Raw genomic sequence first — 19,196 nt, forward strand, 5'->3', positions numbered from 1 at the left:
GGGCTGGGGGAGGGGCTGCCGATGGCGCGCCTCAATCGGACATGCCCTCCCCTAACCCCTCCCGCAAGCGGGAGGGGGATTTGGCCAATGCTTTCGTCTGCACCGCCAATATCGACGCCCATGACGGCGGCGCAGCGATCATCGAGGGCAACCGCAAGGTGCTCGCCGCGCGCCTGTCTGACGCGAAATTCTTCTACGACACCGATTTGAAGGTGCCGCTCGCGGAGCAAGCCAGGAAGCTCGACCGGATCGTGTTTCACGAAAAGCTCGGCACCGTGGCGGACAAGGTCGACCGCGTGGCGAAGCTCGCGCGGTGGTTGGTCGAGGAGGGGATCGTTTCTCCCTCTCCCCGCTCGCGGGGAGAGGGCCGGGGAGAGGGGCCGTATGCCTCACGCGTTGTCCTCGACGACCCAGCACAGTCCCTCTCCCTGACCCTCTCCCCTGAAGGGGAGAGGGAGAAGCTCGCCGACCTCGCAGACCGCGCCGCGCGCCTGTGTAAGGCCGATCTCGTCACCGGCATGGTCGGCGAATTCCCCGAGCTGCAGGGCCTGATGGGCGGCTATTACGCCGCCGCACAAGGCGAAGACCCAGCCGTCGCCGCCGCGATCCGCGATCACTACAAGCCGGTCGGGCAGGGCGATGCCGTGCCGACCGATCCGGTGACGGTGGCGGTGAGTTTGGCGGATAAGCTGGATAGCCTCATTTCGTTCTTCGCAATGGATATGGCACCGACGGGCTCGAAAGATCCGTTCGCGCTTCGTCGCAGCGCGCTTGGCTGCATTTCTACGATTGTCGCCAATGGGTTGGCGTTTCCGCTGTCGAAGGTTATCTCTCACGCAATTCGCACTGCGCGCGAACGCGGCAACAGTTTCGTATCTGATACGACGAAGACGAGGCAGTTGCTCCTCGACTTCTTCGCCGACCGCCTAAAAGTCCAGCAACGCGAAGCCGGGGTCCGGCACGACCTGATCGACGCGGTGTTCGCGCTCGGGGGGGAGGATGATCTCGTCCGCCTGCTCGCCCGCGTGCACGCGTTGCAGGCGTTCATCGGTACCGCCGACGGGGCGAATTTGCTCGCCGGGTATAAGCGCGCGGCGAATATTTTGAAGAAGGAGGGGTTTGTTGCTCCTCCCCTCCCTGGAAGGGAGGGGCTGGGGGTGGGTCGGCCTGAGGCTGGCGGCGACATCTCCTCACACCAACCCACCCCCAACCCCTCCCTTTCAGGGAGGGGAGAAGAAAATCCGCTGTCCTACACGCCCGAACCGGCAGAAACTGCGCTCGCCACCGCGCTCGACTCAGCCGAACCCGCTGCTGCTGCCGCGATCGAAGCCGAGGATTTCGAACGCGCAATGGCCGCACTCGCGACGCTCAGGGCGCCGATCGACCAGTTCTTTGAAACCGTGATCGTCAATGACCCCGACGCCGCCAAGCGCGCCGCGCGGCTCGCCTTGCTCGATCGTGTCCGGGCGGCCGTCCATACCGTCGCAGACTTCTCGAAGATTGAAGGTTAGCATCGTCGATGGTGCGACTCACCTGTGACTTTAAGATCGCCTCCCTAGCGAAATCAGATACTTAGAGGAATGACATGACACACTATGTCTATCGCTTCGGCGGCGGCGTTTCGGATGGGGGCAAGGGCGACAGGAACCTGCTCGGCGGCAAGGGCGCGAATCTTGCGGAAATGGCGTCGATTGGCTTGCCGGTGCCGCCGGGCTTCACGATTTCGACCGAATTTTGCGACGTGTACTATCAGCAAGGCCGCGCCTTCCCCGACGGCCTGAGGGCCGAAGTCGCCACTGGCCTCGCGCATATCGAGGGAATCACCGGCAAGCGCTTCGGCGACGCCACCGATCCTTTGCTCGTCTCGGTCCGCTCGGGCGCGCGCGCGTCGATGCCCGGCATGATGGACACCGTCCTCAACCTCGGCCTCAACGATGCGACGGTCGAGGGCCTCGCCGCCACCAGCGGCGACGCGCGCTTCGCGTGGGACAGCTATCGCCGCTTCATCCAAATGTATTCGGACGTCGTGCTCGAGCTCGATCATGCTGCGTTCGAGGATGCGCTCGAAATCGCCAAGGAAGATAATGGCTATTTCCTCGACACCGATCTGACCGCGCCCGACCTGCAAAAGCTCGTCGCCGAGTATAAGCGGCTGGTCGAGAAAGCGTGGGGCAAGCCCTTCCCGCAGGACGTGCATGATCAGCTGTGGGGCGCAGTCGGCGCGGTGTTCGGATCGTGGCAGTCGGAGCGCGCGAAAGTCTATCGTCGCCTCAACGACATTCCGGCGAGCTGGGGCACCGCCGTCAATATTCAGGCGATGGTGTTCGGCAATATGGGCGACACCTCGGCAACCGGTGTCGCCTTCACGCGCGATCCGGCGATCGGCACGCGCGCCTATTATGGCGAGTTCCTGATCAACGCGCAGGGCGAAGACGTCGTCGCGGGCATCCGCACGCCGCAATATCTCACCACCGCCGCACGCGAAGCGGCAGGGGCCAAGCCGCTGTCGATGCAAGAAGCGATGCCGGTGGTGTTCGCCGAACTGGCGAAGGTGTTCGACCTGCTCGAGACGCATTACCGCGACATGCAGGACATCGAGTTCACCGTGCAGCAGGGCAAGCTGTGGATGCTGCAAACCCGCTCGGGCAAGCGCACCGCCAAGGCTGCGCTGAAGATCGCGGTCGACATGGCGGAGGAAGGGCTCATCACCCGCGACGAAGCGGTCGCGCGCGTCGATCCGCAAGCGCTCGATCAATTGCTCCACCCGACGCTCGATCCCAAGGCCGTGCGCGACGTGCTGACCAAGGGCCTGCCAGCGTCCCCCGGCGCGGCGAGCGGCTTCGCGGTGTTCGACAGCAACACCGCCGAGAAGCGGGCGATTGCAGGCGATTCGGTGATCCTGATCCGTACCGAAACCAGCCCCGAGGATATTCACGGGATGCACGCGGCGCGCGGCATCCTCACCGCGCGCGGCGGGATGACCAGCCACGCGGCGGTGGTCGCGCGCGGCATGGGGCGGCCGTGCGTCTCGGGCGCGGGCAGCATCTCGATCGACGCCAAGGCCGGCGTGATGCGTGTCGCCGGGCGCGAGATCAAGGCGGGCGATATGGTCACGATCGACGGCACCACCGGCGAAGTGATGGCGGGCGAAGTCCCGACCGTGCAGCCCGAAGTGTCGGGCGATTTCGCCGCGCTGATGGTGTGGGCCGATGCCGCGCGCCGGCTGAAGGTCCGTGCCAATGCCGAAACGCCGCTGGATGCCAAGGTCGCACGCGAATTCGGCGCCGAGGGCATTGGGCTGTGCCGCACCGAACATATGTTCTTCGATGCCGAGCGCATCACCAACGTCCGCCAGATGATTCTCGCCGAGGATGAAGCGGGCCGTCGTGTCGCGCTGGAGAAATTGCTGCCCGAACAGCGCAGCGATTTCGTGCAATTGTTCGAAGTGATGGCGGGCCTGCCGGTGACGATCCGCTTGCTCGATCCGCCGCTGCATGAATTCCTGCCGCACGAGGAAAGCGAATTCGCCGATGTCGCCGCCGCCGCCGGGATCGCGGTCGATGTGCTCAAGCGCCGCGCGGCCGAGCTGCACGAATTCAACCCGATGCTCGGCCATCGCGGGTGCCGCCTCGGCGTGACCTATCCCGAAATCTACGAAATGCAGGCACGCGCGATCTTCGAGGCGGCAGTGCTCGTCGCGCAGAAATCGGGCGCGGCGCCGATCCCCGAAGTGATGATCCCGCTGGTCGGCACCCGCCGCGAACTCGAGCTGATGAAGGCCGTCGTCGACAAGGCCGCGCAAGCCGTGTTTGCTGCGACCGGCACCACGCTCGATTATCTCGTCGGCACGATGATCGAGCTGCCGCGCGCGTGCCTGATGGCGGGCGAGATTGCCGAGATCGGCGAATTCTTCAGCTTCGGCACCAACGATCTGACGCAGACGACCCTGGGCGTCAGCCGCGACGACGCATCGCGCTTCCTGACGACCTATGTCGAGCGCGGCATTTACGCGCGTGACCCCTTCGTCAGCTTGGATGTCGAGGGCGTCGGGCAATTGATCGAAATGGCGGCCGAGCGCGGCAGGGCGACTCGCCCCGACATCAAGCTCGGCATTTGCGGCGAACATGGCGGCGATCCGGCGAGCATCGCGTTTTGCGAAGGGGCTGGGCTCGATTACGTGTCGGCCTCGCCCTACCGCGTGCCGATTGCCCGGCTCGCGGCGGCGCAGGCGGCGCTGGCTGCGCGGGCGGCGGCACGCGGATGAAGCCCTGGGCGCGCTATCTGATCGGGGCGGCCGCCGGTGTCGCGCTGGGGCTTGGCGGGGCTGTGTATCTCGTCCGCCACGCCGCGCTTGGCAACAACGTCACGATCGGCCCGTGGGCGACGGGCCGCAGCTTCGGCTCGGCCAGCGCGGATCCGTACACGCGTGCCATCGTCGCGGTGAAGGGGCTGCTCGCGCTTCCGGCGCAGGAGGCGCGCTATTACACTGCCGCCACCGATAGCGACGGCGCGCCGCTCGACGGGCGCTGCCGCTATCTGATTTTGGGCGGCGCACTGCCCGCCGCGTGGTGGAGCATGACCGCATACGATCCCGACGGGTATTTGATCCCCAATGCCGCCAACCGTTTCTCGGTCGCTGGCAACACTTTCCAGAATGGGGGCCGTGGCGGCTGGTCAATCCGGCTCGCCCCGACGCGGCAAGCGGGTGCCTGGCTGCCGAGCGGCGGTATCCCGCGCCTCGAACTAACGCTCAGAACCTATTTGCCGAGCGATGGCGGCAGCGGCAATCCGAGCGTCGATGTCTTGCCGCGGATCCTGCGGGAGGGATGTTGATGGCACGCTGGACCGGACCCGTTTTGCTTGGCCTGCTCGTCGCGGGCGCGACCTGCTATGCCGGGCTCGTCTTCACGCCCGATGTCCTGATGGGGGCCGCGATCCGACGCGTGTCAGAGGGCGGATTCGGCCATTTCAGCCACGTCCCGCTTGCCGATGCGACCAGCCGGCGGATTGTGCGGCCCAGCCCCGACCTCGCTTATTCATCCTGCCCGTATGACGTGTCGAAGGCACCGCTGCTGATCGACGCGGTGCCCGTCGCGGCACCCTATTGGTCGCTCTCGATCTTCGATTCGCGCACCGACACGGTGTTCGTGCGCAATGTCGGGCAAGCGCAGGGCAAGCCGTTCCGCGTCGCTGTCGCGCGAAGCGGTCAGCCGATCCCGGCCGGGTATGAAGCCGTACGCGTGCACGGCGCGCGCGGCATCGCGCTGGTGCGCATTCTCGTCGCCGATCGCGCCTCCTTCCCGACGCTCGATCGCGCCCGCCGCGCTACGATCTGCCGCGCGGGTTAGGCGACTGGCGCGGGTTCTACCGGGGCAGCGTGCGCCGCGTCTTCGTTACTGCGCCCGGCGCGGAAAAACGCCGCCTGCGCCCGCCATTGGTCGCGCGCAATCGTGCCGGCCGGCAGCGCCAACCGTTCTTCCAGCGCCATTTCATCTTCGGCCGACAGCATTTCGATATCCTCGAACCGCACCACGCCCAGTTCGAACAGCCGCGTGTTGAGCGCTTCGTCAATGCCACGGATGCGCGTCAGTTCGTCGCGCGCGCTGCTCGCGAACCAGCCTTTGCTGGGCATTTCTGGTTCGGCGGGGCCGATCGGGGCGGGCGGTGCCGCGGTTGCGGTCGGAGTCATCGGCACGGGTTCGACGGGTTCGAACACCGCATCTTCAATGGTTGGCTCGGGTTCTGGTGGCTCCGCTGCAGTTGCGGCGGCCGCTTCGGGTGCGGACGTTTCCGCCTCGACCGCGTCGGCATGATCCGGCACCGCGATCACGGCTGCGGCAGGCGCCGGCTCTGGGATCGGTTCGACTGCGAGCGGTGCGGTATCGGCTTCGGTCATCGGCGCGACCTCGACCGGAGCCGGCTCAGCGACGATCTCGCGGGTCGGTTCCGGTTTGACCAGGCTTAGCGCCGGACCTTCCGCCACCGCCGCGGCAATAGGCACCGCAGCAGCAGCAGCAGCAGCGCGCAATCCGACGATCGTGCGTTCGGCTTCGGCGTGGTCGGCGCGTGCGGCCTCGAGTTCGCCCTGCAGGTCGGATGCACGCTGATTCGCGGCGCGCGCGCGATCCTCGGCTTCGGCATGATAGGCGGTGAAGCTGTCGGACTGCTCGCGCACCCGCCGCTTCCATTTCTTGGTGCTCGGCGCGCTGGCATAGCCCAGCAACCAGCCGCCAAGCAGCAGCACACCCAGCACGATAAACTGTTCCGGTGTTGTGAACAGCATGGCGACATTCCCCGCGGATTCGTTACGACCGTGATCCTGCCGTTAACCACGCCCCGGGGCAAGCGCCTAGAATGGATTAGACGCCGTGCTTGAAGGCATCCGAAATCGAACAGGCGGCTGGTCCCAGAATGACGACGAACAGCGTCGGCAGGATGAACAGGATCAGCGGGATCGTCATGATTGCGGGCAACCGCGCGGCTTTTTCCTCGGCGCGCATCATGCGTTCGTTGCGGAATTCGGCGGAGAGCACGCGCAGCGCCGAAGCGAGTGGCGTGCCGTATTTCTCGGTCTGGATCATCGTCGTCACGACGCCTTTTACCGCATCGAGCTTCACGCGCATGGCGAGGTTCTCGAACGCTTGCCGTCGTTCGGACAGGAAGCCCAATTCGATCGCGGTCAGCGTGAATTCGTCGCCGAGTTCGGGATAGGCTTTGCCCAATTCGCGCGCCACGCGGTTGAACGCGGCATCGACGGTGAGTCCCGCTTCGGCACAAATCACCAGTAGATCGAGCGCGTCGGGCAAGCCCTTCTGGATTTCCTTGCTGCGCTTGGTGACCTTGTTGTTGAGATAAAGGTCGGGTGCCTTGTACGACAGGATGAAGTTCATCGCGACCAGGCCATACGCCTTGAACGGCGTCCAATCGGCGAACATGTCGGTCCCGTACACCAGGTACAGGACGAACACGCCCCAGGTCAGCGGGATGACGAGCCGTCCGAAGATGACCGCGACGGCATATTCCTTTGACCGGATCCCCGCCTGCATCAACTTGATCTGTGCGGCCTTGACCTGGCTATCCTGCAGCACCTTCATGCCCGACAGCAGCGCCTTGATCCGGTCGGTCGTCTCATTCTTGGTGACGAGCTTGGCGCGGCGCTTGGTCGAGGCGGTGATGCCCGCCTTCAGCTGCTCGCGCCGGTCGTTCAGCGCTTTCACCCGCTTGGTCATCGGGTCGCGTGCGGTGGTCGCGGCGTAAATCGCGAGCAGCACCATGAACGCGGCGACCCCGGCGAGCAGCGTCGCGACGGTGTACACATCGACGCCAAGGATGACGGGTCCAGTGGGAACGTTGGTCATCGCATCAGATCTCGAAATTGACCATCTTGGCCATGATGAAAGCGCCAAGGCCCATCCACAGCAACCCGCAGCCGCCCGCGACCATCAGCCGCTGATCGATGAAGAAGTTTTGCATGTAGCTGCCATTGATCATCCAGATCATGCCGAACACGATGAACGGCAGCGAACCGACGATATAGGCCGATGCCTTGGATTCGGATGACATCGCCTTGATCTTCAATTTCATTTGCCCGCGCATGCGCAGCACAGTGGCAAGATTGGCAAGCGTTTCGGCCAAGTTGCCGCCGGTTTCGCGCTGGATCGCGCAGGTGATGACGAAGAACTGAAATTCGGGCGTGCCGAGCCGGTCGGCCGTGTCCTGCAACGCTGCATCCATCGTCCGACCGATCTTCATCTTGTCGGTGATCGCCTTGAATTCGACACCGACCGGCCCGTCAAGCTCGGCTCCGACGACGCCGATCGTCTCGGTGATCGGAAGCCCCGAGCGAAGGCCGCGCACCAGCAATTCGATCGCGTCGGGGAATTTTGTGGTGAATTTAGCGATCCGGCGCTTGATGAAGAACCCGACGGCCATGTGCGGCAACCCGGCACCGATCACGACGCCGACCAGCAACCCCAGCAAGATCGGTAACCCGGCAAACGTCAGCAGGAGCGTGACGACCGTCACAATGCCCAACGTCGCCATGCCGTATTGGCCAACGGTCCAGGGCTTGCCCGTCATCGCGAGGCGCTTTTTCAGCAGTGCTGGGCGTGGCAGGAAACGCATCGCCGCCGCGTCCATCTTGTTGCTGCGCGCCGCCGCGATCCGCCGCATCTGCGCATCGACCAGCGCATTGGCCGATTCGCTATGGCGCGCGCGCAACGCACTCATCCGGCGCGTACTCGCGCGCGCGGCGGACGGACCGCTCAACGCAAAGGCCATCAGCACCAGCACGATCACCGCGCCCACACCCAGCGAAAGGACAGGTATCAGTTCCACAAGCCTATCTGGCGCTCCGTTTCGTTACGACGGGGTTTACACCACCGTCAGGCCGATCATTTCTTTTTGGAAGACCGCGAAATCATCGACTTGAAGTCGAATTTGCCCATCAGCGAGGTGCCTTTACCGATCGGCATATTCTTCCCCGCTTTCGTGTTGACGCTGTCGATCGATTCGGCCGAATCACCGACTGCCATCAATTTGGTGGCAAGATCGACGATCGGGCCGATCGTCTTGTTGCCTTTGCCGGCCTCGGCAAAGGGTTTGCCGAGTTTGGCCGATTGCGCGGCGAGCTTCTGGTCAAAATTGATCAGGAAATCGATGCGCCGTTCGATCGACCCTTCAAAGTCCTTGCGGCTGATTTCAAGCGCGGCGGAGGGTTGGACGCGGTTGGCGACGACCACGATCTGCGTCTGCGGCGCGTTCGATTTCATCCACGACAGCAACCGGATCGTGTCGCGCGCGGCGGCCAGCGTCAGCTCGGTCACGATCACCGCGACCTGGATATCGGTCATCAGATGCGGATGCAGCACCAGCATCCCGCGCGGCAGATCGACCACGGTGCATTCGAACGCCGAGCGCATTTCCTCCTGCAACTGGTAGAAAGCGCTGCCATCGGTCAGCACCGGCGAATTGATCGGCGCCTCGGCCGAGAGCACTGAAAGCCGCTCGCTGGACTTTACCATGGCGCGTTCGATGAACAGCCCGTCGATGCGGCTCGGATTCTCGATCGCATCGGTCAGCCCGCGGCCGGGTTCGAGGTCGAGCGACAGCGCGCCCGTCCCGAAATGTACGTCGAGATCGAGCAAAGCGGTGGTCCGTGCGCCTTTCTCGCTCAACACCCAGGCGACCGAGGTTGCGAGCGTTGATGCGCCGACCCCACCGCGCGCGCCGATAAAGGCGGTGGAGATGTGCGGACGTTCGGTGCCGACGTCGACCGCTTTGGGCGCGTTGAGAATGGCCTGTGCGTTGGTAAACGCCTCACGCAGCATATCGGGGTTGAGCGGCTTGAGCAGATAATCCTGAATGCCGCTGACGACGAGGTCGCGGTACAGCCGCACATCGTTGACCTGGCCGGCCGCGATCACGATCGTGCCGGGCTCGCACACTTCGGCCAGCGCATTGATGTCGTTCAGCGGATCGCCGCTTTCCGAAAGGTCGACGAACAGGATTTGCGGGGACGCGGACACCGATAGCGATTGCACGGCGTTGCGCAGGCCACCTTTGTTCACTTTCTCCGGTGCCCAGCCCATTTCGACCGCGATCGGGCGCAGCGTTTCGGCGGTGGTCTCGTCGCAGACATAGGCAGTGAACGGGTCGCGCAGACCGATCCGACCCGGATTGAAGGGTGCGTTCATCAGTTGCCGCCTTTCGCGCTCTCGGACTTAACCGTGGTCCCGCCGGCACCGGTCGGGGTAGCTTTGCGATAGCTGTCGATCGCCCGGCCCGATGTCGCGGTGTCGGTGATGCCGGTACCGACCTGCCCGCGCACCAGATCAGTCGGGTTGGCGACCATGGCGGCAAGATTGGAATTGACCGCACAGCCTTGGTTCGAGCCGGTATGGCCTTCGAAATCGGGGCCGCGAACGCGGCTGAAATCGGGGCAACCGGGCACGCTCGCCTGCATCCGGCTGACCACGACCCGGATCATGCCGGCCGCGACCGGGGCGTTGGTCAGCGGCGCTTCGTCGGAGATCAGCAGGCCATAGCGTGCTACTTGACGGGAGACATCGTCGCGTACGCCGGTGCCATAGGGGTTGGGATCGTCGATCGCGACTTGATCGCCATAGCCGAGCCGAAGCGACCCCATCCACCCGGCCAGACGCTGTTCCTCACCCGGCGCAAGGCCATTGCCGCTGGTCGCGACGTCGAGCGCGTAATCGTTGCGGCTGACGACCGGTTGATGCACCGATTCGAGTCCACGATTTTGCGTGCCGGAGTCCGGGCCCACCGTGGTGCAGGCGCTTATCAGCAGAGCAGGAGCCAGGCCGGTCGCGATCAGGAGTGTACGCTTGTACATGGTCATGTCCCTCCGGGGCGTTAATTGATGCTGAAGCCGGGCGCGGCGGTGCTGCCCTTTTTCGGTGGCGTGGCGGGCGCGGGAAGCGCGGACGCCGGCTCCTCGCGGCGTTGCGGGGTGGGCGCAGGCGCGGTCGGCACGATCGGGGCGGGCGTCACTGCGCCGAAGGTTGGCTGCGCCGTGCTGCGCGGTGCAAGGCTCGGCTTCGGCCGCTCGCCCCCGGTCGTACCGTCGCCCAATTGGCCGAGGAACACGCGGCCGAGATCGGTCGGGGATTTGAGCCCGTCGGTCGGCAGGACGATGTCGTTCGCGTTGGTCGGCTTGACCAGATACGGCGTGATCACGATCACCAATTCGGTCTCGTTACGCTGAAACGCGTTCGAGCGGAACAGCGCGCCAAGCACCGGCACATCGCCCAATCCGGGCGCTTTGGTGATCGAATTGTTGTGGCTGTTCTGCAGCAGGCCGCCGATCATCATGCTCTGGCCCGAGCCGAGCTCGACCGTCGTCTCCACGCGGCGCGTGCTCAAGGCCGGGATGGTGGTCCCGGCGATCGTCACCGCGCCGTCTGACGACAGTTGCGAAACCTCGGGCCGGACGCGCATCGAGATGCGACCGTCGGCGAGCACCGTGGGTGTGTAGGACAGACTCACGCCATATTGTTTATACTCGACCGAAACCGCACCGAGCCCCTGGCTGATCGGGATCGGGATTTCGCCGCCGGCCAGAAACGAACCGGTTTCGCCGGAGATGACCGTGATGTTCGGGTTCGCCAGCGTCGAGACTTCGCCATCGCGCTCGCCGAGATCGAGCGAGGACAGGACGTCGAGGCCGAGGATCTTGCCCGCGGCGCCGAGCGTGGTGCCGTTGGCCACGGTCGTGAGCAGGCTGGTTCCGGTCGATGCGACGGTGCCGCCGACGAAAAGTGGTCCGCCCGGCGTATATTGCGGCGACGCACCGCGGCCCTGTCCAATCCCGAAATTGAAGCCACCGCTGCTGTTCAGGGTCTGGAGATTGACGCCGATATTCTTGACAAAACTGCGGCTGACCTCGGCAATGCGCACTTGCAGATTGACCTGCAATGGCGTCGCCGTGCCAAGGCGCGAGAGGACCTTGGTCGAGTCGCCGACATAGGCCTGGACAAGCCGGGTGGCTTCGGCGCCGTCCTCGGGTGCCTTGACCGTGCCGGTGAGCAGGACCAGCCCGTTCATCGGCGTCGCCACGATGTGCGCGTCGGGCATGGCGAGCGACAGCATCTGCTGGATCGAATCGAAATTGTTGCCGACGCGGACGGTGGCGGAATAGACCACCGCGCCGGCCTTGTTGGTGACCGATACGGTCGTCTCGCCCGCAGTCTTGCCGAAGACATAGAGCTGGGTTGGCGAACGGACCTGGACGTCGGCGATTTTGTCGTCGGCGACGAACACGTCGCTCATCGGCCGCGTCAGCGTGACGAGACGTCCGCGACCGGTGTTGACTTGCAGCACCGTGCCGGAGGCAACGGTCTGGGCCGGGGCCGCAGCCGGCGCGACAGCGACGCTGCCGCCGACGAGCGCGACGGCGAGCGACCAGCCGAGCGAGATGGACACGCTACGCATCTACTTCTTCCCTCCAACGGCGACTTCGGTCACCGCATTTCCCCGTGCGATATGGACGACCGGTCCCGTGTTGACCGCAGCACCCGGAAAACCGCCGCTGCCGGGTGTGGCGACACCCGTTGAGTTGATGGCCGCAGCCTTGCCGGGCACGGTGCGACGCTGGAAGCGCGACACGTCGGCCCCGGTCGCCATGGTTGACGTGCCCGTCGATGGCGAACTGGCGATCCGCGTGAGCATCGCCTTTTCGGCCTTGGGGTCATCCGGCATGCTGACGTCGCCACTGGCGATTGCTTGTTCAAGTTCGCTGCTGTTGTCGGCGATCGAGCGCAGCGACAGCGACAGCGAGCCGAGCGTTTGCGCAACCGCAATCTGTTCGGCAATCTTGGGCGTGGCTTCGATCGTCACGTTCGAGAACGTCCGGACGATGGTCTTGCCATCTTCGCCGGTGGCATTGTCAGTGCGTTGATCGGTGGCGAGCACGCGCAGGTTGCGCATGATCGTCTCGGCGGCCTTGAGCGGCGGACCATCGCCACCGCCCGACACGCTTTGCGTCAGGATCAGGTCGATGCGGTCGCCTGGAAAAACGAAGCCGGCGACGCTGGTCTGCGTCTGCACCGGCACCGTGACGGCACGCATACCCGGACCGAGTGCTGCGGCGAGGAAACCGCGATCCCCCGGCTTTACCAAAGACCCGTTGGTCAGCGGCTGCCCCGCAGTGATCGCATTGCGCACAACGGTGCCGGCAAGCGACTTGGGATCGAAGCCCGGCTTTTTGATGAAATAGACGTTCTCGACCAAATCCTTCGGCCAAGGCTGATAGCGCAGCGAGGTGGCATCGAGGATCGTGCCCACCGGCAAGGCCTTGGTCGCGACCAACACCTCGGGCCCTGTGTTCTGCTGCGCCACCGCCGCGACGGCTTGCGGTGCCGAACTGCCGACGATCAGTGATCGCGCCATGAACGCCGTGATCGCCGCGACGATCAGCGCACCCACCAGCAATATGATCTTGCGACTATCCATTTCAGACCTTTCGGACCCGGGCGATTGAGCCCGCGTTAAGCATTCACACCAAAGTGGTTAAAAAGCGGTTCACTCAGCGCGATCAGCGCGGCGATGGCGATCGCCACGCCATAGGGTACTTCGATTTGACCGGTGCGGTGCCGCACCGCCCGCTCGGCGAGCAGCACGACAGTCAGCGCTCCTCCGACCAGCGACATCACGATCAACATCCACACCAGCGGCACCAATGGCAGCCACAAAGCGAGGGCCCCGATCATCTTGACATCGCCGCCGCCCATCCAGCGAAACTGGAACGCCGCGACGAACAGCGCGAACACGATCAGCGCAAGACCCAGCTGCGTCGCCATATCGGGCCAGAGCATCAGCCCATTCGCCCACCACCAGATCGGGGCCAACACCGCGATCGCGGCATTCTTCCAATTGGCGATCTCACGCGTGCGCGCGTCCTGGATTCCGGCCGAAACCAGAAGCGCCGCAAGCGCGACGAGCAAAGTTGCGGAAAGCGAAGCCCCACCCATGAGGGAAAAGCCTAGACGTCATGCCTTTCTAAAACGTAACCAACGGCGATGGTTTCCCCCCAACTCTATCGCCGAGCGATTCCCGCCGCTGCGCGGATTACCCGCTGGACTGCCCGTGACGGTTGGACGCTGCGGCGATTCGATTGGCCGGTCGAAGGGCGCGCGCGCGGCCGCCTGCTGTTCCACGGCGGTCGCGGCGATATTTTCGAGAAGTATCTTGAGGCGTTCGCGCATTGGCATGCGCAAGGCTGGTCGATCACGTCGTTCGACTGGCGCGGGCAGGGCGGATCGGGACGCTTATCGCCCGACCCGCATGTCGGGCACATCGACGACTTCCAGCTTTATGTCGATGATTTTCGCGATTTTTGGGCGGGCTGGGTCGCCGAAGGGGCGGGGCCGCATGTCGTGCTGGGCCATTCGATGGGCGGGCATCTCCTGTTGCGTGCAATGGTCGAGGGTGCTGCGACACCTGATGCGGCGGTACTCGTCGCGCCGATGCTCGGGCTGCACAGCCCGCTCGGGTGGACGCTGGGCGAGCGGTTGGCGAGCGTGCTGGGCGGCGTGGGCAATTCGGCGCGCCCGGCCTGGCGCGGCAATGAACGCCCCGCCTCGACCGAAACCCGACAAGCGCTGCTGACCCACGATCAGGACCGCTATGCGGATGAAGTCTTTTGGCAATCGTCCAAGCCGGAGCTGCTGCTCGGCCCGCCGAGTTGGCGCTGGGTGATCGAGGCGTTCGGCTCGACCCGGCGGTTGCGTAACGATCCGCGGCTGAAGACGCTTTCCGTGCCGATCCTCCTGCTCGTTGCCGACGATGATAAGCTCGTCTCGCCTAAAGCGGCGTACAAAACCGCAGCGAAGGTGCTCGATGCGCGGATCGTGCGCTTCGGCAAGGAGGCGGCGCACGAATTGCTACGTGAAGTCGATGCGGTGCGCAATCGTGTGATCGGCGAGATCGACATCTTCCTTTCTGCGCGCGCACAAGGATGAGCGGCATGGCGCGTTACGATGTCGCGATCATCGGTGCCGGGATGGCGGGCGCGAGCCTTGCCGCGGCGGTTGCGCCGCATGCGTCGGTGCTGCTGCTCGAGGCCGAGGACTTGCCGGGCTACCACGCGACCGGGCGGTCGGCGGCGTTCTGGTCGGAAAGCTATGGCGGGCCGGGGGTGCAACCGCTGACCACCGCATCGGGCGCGGCGCTGCGTGAGGGCGGGTTTCTGGAGGATCTCGGCTCGCTCCATATCGGTCGCGCGGCGGATCAGGCTGCGATCGAAGCGTTCCTTGCCGAGTTTGCGGGAAGCGGGGTGGCGCTCGAACGCGTCGATCCGCGCGCCTACATCCCCGGGTTACGTGCTGAGTGGACGCTCGGCGTGATGGAGCAAAGCAGCACCTATATCGATGTCGCCGCGCTCCATGCGCGCTACCTTGCCGATGCGCGGCGCGCGGGTGTCACGCTGATGCTGTCGGCACCGTTGCACGCTGCGACGCACATGGCCGACCGCTGGCAGATCATGACTGGTGCCGGCGTGTTTTCGGCGACGATTCTGGTGAACGCAGCAGGCGCATGGGCCGACGACGTCGCGCGCCGCGCCGATGTCACGCCGATCGGGATTACCGCGTATCGCCGCACCGTCGTGCAACTGATGACCGACCCGGCACCGCCGGTGACGATGCCGCACATCGCCGACATTGCCGGGAATTTCTATTTCAAGCCCGAGGCGGGCGGGCGCTTATGGCTCAGCCCGCATGACGAGACCGAGGTCGTGCCGGGCGACGTCCAGCCCGAGGAAATCGATGTCGCCACCGCGATCGACCGCTTCGAACAGGTCGTCGATTGGCGAATCACCAAGCTCGAACGACGCTGGGCAGGCCTGCGCAGCTTCGCGCCCGATCGGCTGCCGGTCTACGGCTTTGCACCCGATTCGCCTGGGTTCTTCTGGTGCGCCGGGCAGGGCGGTTTCGGCATCCAGACTGCGCCCGCCGCAGCGGCGCTGGCGGCGGCGGTACTGCTTGGGCTTGCGCCCGATGCGAGCGTCGCGGCGATCGATCCGGCACGCTACGCGCCGGGGCGTTTTCGCGCGCTGGCGTAACGATCCGCGCGGGTATAGGATATCGCCACCGACACAGCGGGAGGCCCTGATGGCACACAAATTCGAGATCTATAAGGACAAGGCGGGCGAGTTCCGCGTCCGCTTCAAATACAATAGCGAGACGATGTTCACGACCGAAGGCTATGCCAGCAAGGCGTCCGCGCAAAACGCGATCGATTCGATCAAGAAGAACGGCCCGGACGCGCCGACCGAGGATAATAGCTGAGCTAACCCCGCCGTCCGGCCGCCACCGCTGCATCGCTCGCCAGCGTGTCTGCGCGTTCGTTGTCGGGGTGGCCGGCATGGCCCTTGACCCACACCCATTCGATCCGGTGCGGTTTCGCCGCATCGAGCAGTTTTTGCCAGAGATCGGCATTCTTGACCGGCTGCTTCGCGGCGGTCTTCCAGCCGTTCTTCTGCCAGCCTTTGATCCATTTGGTCAGGCCGTCCATCACGTAGCGGCTGTCGGTCGAGAGCGTGACATGACACGGGCGCTTGAGCGCATTCAGGCCCTCGATCGCTGCGGTCAGTTCCATGCGATTGTTGGTGGTGAGCAGCTCGCCGCCCGAGAGTTCCTTCTCGGTCGTGCCCGAGCGAATCAGCGCGCCCCAGCCGCCGGGGCCGGGATTGCCCTTGCAGGCGCCATCGGTGGCGATTTCGATTTTGGTCAGTTCGGTCATGAAAGCGTCTTCAATAGGCTGGCGAGATTGGGATCGTAGACTTTGACTCGCCGCCAGAACGCCAGCGGGTCCTTGCGCGTCACCAGCGCATCGGCCGGGGTGTTGAGCCAATCCCACGCGCGCGACAGCGTGAAGCGGATGCATGCCCCGACAGCGAGATCGTTGAAGGCGGAGCGCTCGTCCTGTGACAGCGGGAAATGGCGTGCATAGCCAGCGATCAGCGCATCGCCGACCGCAGCATCGAACGTTATGCCCGTCGCATCGAACGCCCATGCCGCATGCATCACCGCCAGATCATAGGCGCGGATGTCGGTACAGGCGAAGTAGAAGTCGATCAGCCCGCCGACCGTATCGCCGCGCATCAGCACATTGTCCGGAAACAAATCGGCATGGATGGTCGACCGGGGGAGGGGGTTGCGCTCCCAGGTTGCGGTCAGATCGGTGAGCGCGACGGTCAGGTCGTGATGTAGCCCGGGGGCGATCGCATCGAGATCGCGTCCGCACCGATCGAGCAGCGGCTGCCACGTCGCAAAACCCATCGAATTCGCCCGTTCGAGCGGGAAATCGGCCAGCGCCGCGTGCATTTCGCCGAGTGCCGCCCCCGCCGCCAGCGCCTGCGCCGGTGACGGATGCGTCATCGACACCCCCGGCAGGAACTGGATCAGACACGCCGGTCGTCCCTCGAGTGTCTGGATCGCCGCCCCGTCGCGGTCCTTGATCGCGGGTGGCACCGGGTTGCCGCGCGCCGCGAGATGATCGAGCAGCGCCATGAAATACGGCAAATCGCCGCCCTCGACGCGCTTCTCGTACAGCGTCAGGATGAAGCGTCCGGTCGTCGTATCGACCAGATAATTGGTATTCTCCACCCCCTCGGCGATGCCCTTGGCGGAGACCAGCTCGCCCACGTCATAGCGCGCGAGAAAACCGGCCAGAATCTCGGCCGAGACGGGCGTGTATACCGCCATGGATCAGGCGGCGATTTCGAGCCCGCGGGGCAATTTGAACGAGATCGTCTCGCGCTTGGTCTCGACTTCCTGCTCGGTGATCGAGAATCGTTCGGCCAGCCGGTCAACCAGTTCGCGCACCAGCACCTCGGGCGCGGAGGCCCCGGCGGTGATCCCGAGCGTCGTCACGCCGTCGAGGAAAGCCCAGTCGAGCTCCGCAGCACGCTGGATCAGCTGCGCGCGTGTGCCCTCGCGCTCGGCGACTTCGACCAGCCGCACCGAATTCGACGAATTGGGCGCGCCGATCACCAGCAGCGCATCGCACGCATGCGCAATCGCCTTGACCGCGCTTTGGCGGTTGGAGGTGGCGTAGCAAATGTCCTCGCCGCGCGGCCCCTGAATTGCGGGGAAGCGGCGTTTCAGCACGGCGACCACTTCGGCGGTGTCGTCCATGGAAAGCGTCGTCTGCGTCAGGAAAGCGAGGTTGTCGGGATCGACCGGAACGAAGGCTTCCGCATCTGCGACCGTCTCGACCAGTGACATCGCGCCCTCGGGTACTTGACCGAAGGTGCCGATCACCTCGGGATGGCCGACATGACCGATGAAGAGGATATGGCGTCCTGCTTCGACTTGCCGCTCGGCTTCGCGGTGGACCTTGGAGACGAGCGGGCAGGTCGCGTCAAAAAAGGCGAGGCCACGCTCGGTCGCTTTGTCCGGCACCGCCTTGGGCACGCCGTGCGCGGAAAACACCACGGGCAGGCCGTCGGGAACTTCGTCCAGTTCCTCGACGAACACAGCACCCTTGTCGCGCAGCATGTCCACAACGAAGCGATTGTGCACGATTTCGTGGCGCACATAGACCGGTGCGCCGAATTTTTCGATCGCGAGTTCGACGATCTGAATGGCACGATCGACGCCCGCACAAAAGCCGCGCGGGGCAGCGATGATCAAGGCGAGGGGCGGCTTTGGGGGGGTAAACATCACAAAACTTGCTCTACGCGATTGCTTGCGTAGGCGAAAGCCGCTTCCTATGGTGCGCCAACGTCTGCGCAATAAATCCTTACACGGGTAATTTCGCGTGGCCGACAAAGCCCTTTTGCATGACAAGGTACGTAACCCCGTGACAATCCGGAAATCGACCATCGCCGCTTCCGCATTTTTGCTGTCGGCCTGCGCCCTGCTTGGTGCGTGCAAGACCACGGGCGACCTTGACGAGACGGGCGGCATCACCGCGATCCGCACGGCCTGCCCGAGTGTTGCGGTGCCGGCATCAACCGGCGACATCACCGTGTTCGACCCGGCGACGAGCCGCGATGCCAGCGCGGTCGACGTGACGGCGGTGCTGACCAAGCTGCGCTCGACCTGCACCGATGCGGGCAGCGACATTCTCACGACGGTGACCTTCTCGGTCGAAGGCCGCAGGACGCGGACCGAGGGCGCGCGCGATGTGACCTTGCCGTATTTCGTGACCGTCGTGCAGGGGGGCAGCGCCGTTGTCGCGAAGCGGATCGGCCATGCGACGCTGCACTTCGAGTCCGGCCAGGCGCGCGCCAGCGTGCAGGGCACCGGCAGCGCAACCGTCGCGCGCGCCGCGGCGACGCTGTCGGACGACGTCCGCAAGAAACTCACCGAAAAGCGCCGCGCGGGCGATCAGGAAGCTGCGGTCGATCCGCTCACGCGGCCGGAGATTCGTGCTGCGGTGCTGCGGTCGACCTTCGAGGCGCTGGTCGGTTTCCAGCTGACCAACGACCAGCTGAAATATAACGCCACGCGGTAATTTCCCGCATGACCTCGCCGCGCCAGGACTATGAGGGGCAGGTCTGCGGATTGCGGGACGTGGCGGATGCGATGCTGGCGGACGGCATCGCGATCGAGCAGGTGGGGCGGGTTATGGTCGACCTGCGTAACACCTTGAAAGCGCGGTTTCGCGCGCACGACGATCCGGCGATCGTCGCGGTCATGGAAATGCGCAACCGGCTGAAATACGGT

The 19,196-nt window shown here is 64.8% G+C and carries 20 protein-coding genes; 9 read left to right on the forward strand and 11 right to left on the reverse strand.

Annotated elements, in window-relative coordinates; translation table 11 throughout:
- From ABWP09_RS04385 to ABWP09_RS04400, 4 genes are all read left to right on the forward strand, one after another.
- A partial coding sequence (locus ABWP09_RS04385) for a glycine--tRNA ligase subunit beta (protein ID WP_502959756.1) occupies positions 1-1,511 on the forward strand: 1,511 nt, incomplete at its 5' end.
- Between the two features lie 74 nt (positions 1,512-1,585).
- A complete protein-coding gene (gene ppdK, locus ABWP09_RS04390; RefSeq protein ID WP_353203944.1) occupies positions 1,586-4,264 on the forward strand; it encodes a pyruvate, phosphate dikinase in 2,679 nt (892 codons plus the stop codon).
- Positions 4,261-4,833: a DUF1214 domain-containing protein gene (locus tag ABWP09_RS04395; protein ID WP_353203945.1), complete on the forward strand. Its 573-nt coding sequence runs from the start codon at positions 4,261-4,263 to the stop codon at positions 4,831-4,833. The genes ppdK and ABWP09_RS04395 overlap by 4 nt, the downstream gene beginning before the upstream one ends.
- Positions 4,833-5,348, forward strand: a complete 516-nt coding sequence (locus ABWP09_RS04400; protein WP_353203946.1) for a DUF1254 domain-containing protein — start codon at positions 4,833-4,835, stop codon at positions 5,346-5,348. Before ABWP09_RS04395 ends, ABWP09_RS04400 begins: the two co-directional genes overlap by 1 nt.
- Here the strand turns inward: ABWP09_RS04400 and ABWP09_RS04405 are convergent.
- The 8 genes from ABWP09_RS04405 to ABWP09_RS04440 all read right to left on the reverse strand — a co-directional run bounded on the left by ABWP09_RS04405 (position 5,345) and on the right by ABWP09_RS04440 (position 13,493).
- Positions 5,345-6,283, reverse strand: a complete 939-nt coding sequence (locus tag ABWP09_RS04405) for a helix-hairpin-helix domain-containing protein (protein ID WP_353203947.1) — start codon at positions 6,281-6,283, stop codon at positions 5,345-5,347. The two genes, ABWP09_RS04400 and ABWP09_RS04405, sit on opposite strands and share 4 nt — an antisense overlap.
- Before the next feature lie 76 nt (positions 6,284-6,359).
- Positions 6,360-7,358, reverse strand: coding sequence for a type II secretion system F family protein (locus ABWP09_RS04410; RefSeq protein ID WP_353203948.1), 999 nt, complete (start codon positions 7,356-7,358; stop codon positions 6,360-6,362).
- Positions 7,359-7,362: 4 nt separating this feature from the next.
- Positions 7,363-8,337 carry a type II secretion system F family protein gene (locus tag ABWP09_RS04415; RefSeq protein ID WP_353203949.1) on the reverse strand — a complete coding sequence of 325 codons (975 nt, stop codon included), beginning with the start codon at positions 8,335-8,337 and terminating at the stop codon, positions 7,363-7,365.
- A gap of 56 nt (positions 8,338-8,393) precedes the next feature.
- Positions 8,394-9,695, reverse strand: coding sequence for a pilus assembly protein CpaE (locus ABWP09_RS04420; protein ID WP_353203950.1), 1,302 nt, complete (start codon positions 9,693-9,695; stop codon positions 8,394-8,396).
- Positions 9,695-10,363, reverse strand: coding sequence for a CpaD family pilus assembly protein (locus tag ABWP09_RS04425; protein WP_502959757.1), 669 nt, complete (start codon positions 10,361-10,363; stop codon positions 9,695-9,697). Before ABWP09_RS04425 ends, ABWP09_RS04420 begins: the two co-directional genes overlap by 1 nt.
- A gap of 14 nt (positions 10,364-10,377) precedes the next feature.
- Complete coding sequence (locus ABWP09_RS04430; protein WP_353203952.1) at positions 10,378-11,955, reverse strand: type II and III secretion system protein family protein; 1,578 nt, start codon at positions 11,953-11,955, stop codon at positions 10,378-10,380.
- Positions 11,956-12,975 carry a Flp pilus assembly protein CpaB gene (gene cpaB / locus ABWP09_RS04435; RefSeq protein WP_353203953.1) on the reverse strand — a complete coding sequence of 340 codons (1,020 nt, stop codon included), beginning with the start codon at positions 12,973-12,975 and terminating at the stop codon, positions 11,956-11,958. It lies immediately after the preceding gene.
- 35 nt (positions 12,976-13,010) lie between these two features.
- Positions 13,011-13,493, reverse strand: a complete 483-nt coding sequence (locus ABWP09_RS04440) for an A24 family peptidase (protein ID WP_353203954.1) — start codon at positions 13,491-13,493, stop codon at positions 13,011-13,013.
- Between the two features lie 48 nt (positions 13,494-13,541).
- Between ABWP09_RS04440 and ABWP09_RS04445 the strand changes: the two genes are divergently transcribed.
- The 3 genes from ABWP09_RS04445 to ABWP09_RS04455 are packed head-to-tail and all read left to right on the forward strand — an operon-like array spanning position 13,542 to position 15,809.
- Positions 13,542-14,483 carry an alpha/beta fold hydrolase gene (locus ABWP09_RS04445; RefSeq protein WP_353203955.1) on the forward strand — a complete coding sequence of 314 codons (942 nt, stop codon included), beginning with the start codon at positions 13,542-13,544 and terminating at the stop codon, positions 14,481-14,483.
- A gap of 5 nt (positions 14,484-14,488) precedes the next feature.
- Positions 14,489-15,583 carry an NAD(P)/FAD-dependent oxidoreductase gene (locus ABWP09_RS04450; RefSeq protein ID WP_353203956.1) on the forward strand — a complete coding sequence of 365 codons (1,095 nt, stop codon included), beginning with the start codon at positions 14,489-14,491 and terminating at the stop codon, positions 15,581-15,583.
- 49 nt (positions 15,584-15,632) lie between these two features.
- A complete protein-coding gene (locus ABWP09_RS04455) occupies positions 15,633-15,809 on the forward strand; it encodes a YegP family protein (protein WP_188445626.1) in 177 nt (58 codons plus the stop codon).
- 1 nt (position 15,810) lies between these two features.
- Here ABWP09_RS04455 and rnhA read toward each other — a convergent pair whose 3' ends face one another.
- The 3 genes from rnhA to ispH are packed head-to-tail and all read right to left on the reverse strand — an operon-like array spanning position 15,811 to position 18,188.
- Complete coding sequence (gene rnhA / locus ABWP09_RS04460; protein ID WP_353203957.1) at positions 15,811-16,263, reverse strand: ribonuclease HI; 453 nt, start codon at positions 16,261-16,263, stop codon at positions 15,811-15,813.
- A complete protein-coding gene (thrB, locus tag ABWP09_RS04465; protein ID WP_353203958.1) occupies positions 16,260-17,228 on the reverse strand; it encodes a homoserine kinase in 969 nt (322 codons plus the stop codon). The genes rnhA and thrB overlap by 4 nt, the downstream gene beginning before the upstream one ends.
- Before the next feature lie 3 nt (positions 17,229-17,231).
- Positions 17,232-18,188, reverse strand: coding sequence for a 4-hydroxy-3-methylbut-2-enyl diphosphate reductase (gene ispH / locus ABWP09_RS04470; protein ID WP_353203959.1), 957 nt, complete (start codon positions 18,186-18,188; stop codon positions 17,232-17,234).
- Between the two features lie 139 nt (positions 18,189-18,327).
- On the opposite strand from ispH, the gene ABWP09_RS04475 reads away from it, so the two are divergent.
- Together ABWP09_RS04475 and ABWP09_RS04480 are read left to right on the forward strand one after the other, a co-directional pair.
- Complete coding sequence (locus ABWP09_RS04475) at positions 18,328-18,984, forward strand: hypothetical protein (RefSeq protein ID WP_353203960.1); 657 nt, start codon at positions 18,328-18,330, stop codon at positions 18,982-18,984.
- A gap of 8 nt (positions 18,985-18,992) precedes the next feature.
- On the forward strand, positions 18,993-19,196 hold a 204-nt coding region (locus ABWP09_RS04480), incomplete at its 3' end, for a hypothetical protein (protein ID WP_353203961.1).

It is taken from the genome of Sphingomonas sp. (assembly GCF_040398505.1).
Classification (GTDB): domain Bacteria; phylum Pseudomonadota; class Alphaproteobacteria; order Sphingomonadales; family Sphingomonadaceae; genus Sphingomonas.

What these genes read in the sequence shown, in the direction of transcription:
- ppdK (WP_353203944.1), top strand. Translation starts at nt 1,586, where the DNA reads ATGACACACTATGTCTATCGCTTCGGCGGCGGCGTTTCGGATGGGGGC.
- ABWP09_RS04395 (WP_353203945.1), top strand. Translation starts at nt 4,261, where the DNA reads ATGAAGCCCTGGGCGCGCTATCTGATCGGGGCGGCCGCCGGTGTCGCG.
- ABWP09_RS04400 (WP_353203946.1), top strand. Translation starts at nt 4,833, where the DNA reads ATGGCACGCTGGACCGGACCCGTTTTGCTTGGCCTGCTCGTCGCGGGC.
- ABWP09_RS04405 (WP_353203947.1), bottom strand. Translation starts at nt 6,283, where the DNA reads ATGCTGTTCACAACACCGGAACAGTTTATCGTGCTGGGTGTGCTGCTG.
- ABWP09_RS04410 (WP_353203948.1), bottom strand. Translation starts at nt 7,358, where the DNA reads ATGACCAACGTTCCCACTGGACCCGTCATCCTTGGCGTCGATGTGTAC.
- ABWP09_RS04420 (WP_353203950.1), bottom strand. Translation starts at nt 9,695, where the DNA reads ATGAACGCACCCTTCAATCCGGGTCGGATCGGTCTGCGCGACCCGTTC.
- ABWP09_RS04425 (WP_502959757.1), bottom strand. Translation starts at nt 10,363, where the DNA reads ATGACCATGTACAAGCGTACACTCCTGATCGCGACCGGCCTGGCTCCT.
- ABWP09_RS04430 (WP_353203952.1), bottom strand. Translation starts at nt 11,955, where the DNA reads ATGCGTAGCGTGTCCATCTCGCTCGGCTGGTCGCTCGCCGTCGCGCTC.
- cpaB (WP_353203953.1), bottom strand. Translation starts at nt 12,975, where the DNA reads ATGGATAGTCGCAAGATCATATTGCTGGTGGGTGCGCTGATCGTCGCG.
- ABWP09_RS04440 (WP_353203954.1), bottom strand. Translation starts at nt 13,493, where the DNA reads ATGGGTGGGGCTTCGCTTTCCGCAACTTTGCTCGTCGCGCTTGCGGCG.
- ABWP09_RS04445 (WP_353203955.1), top strand. Translation starts at nt 13,542, where the DNA reads ATGGTTTCCCCCCAACTCTATCGCCGAGCGATTCCCGCCGCTGCGCGG.
- ABWP09_RS04450 (WP_353203956.1), top strand. Translation starts at nt 14,489, where the DNA reads ATGGCGCGTTACGATGTCGCGATCATCGGTGCCGGGATGGCGGGCGCG.
- ABWP09_RS04455 (WP_188445626.1), top strand. Translation starts at nt 15,633, where the DNA reads ATGGCACACAAATTCGAGATCTATAAGGACAAGGCGGGCGAGTTCCGC.
- rnhA (WP_353203957.1), bottom strand. Translation starts at nt 16,263, where the DNA reads ATGACCGAACTGACCAAAATCGAAATCGCCACCGATGGCGCCTGCAAG.
- thrB (WP_353203958.1), bottom strand. Translation starts at nt 17,228, where the DNA reads ATGGCGGTATACACGCCCGTCTCGGCCGAGATTCTGGCCGGTTTTCTC.
- ispH (WP_353203959.1), bottom strand. Translation starts at nt 18,188, where the DNA reads ATGTTTACCCCCCCAAAGCCGCCCCTCGCCTTGATCATCGCTGCCCCG.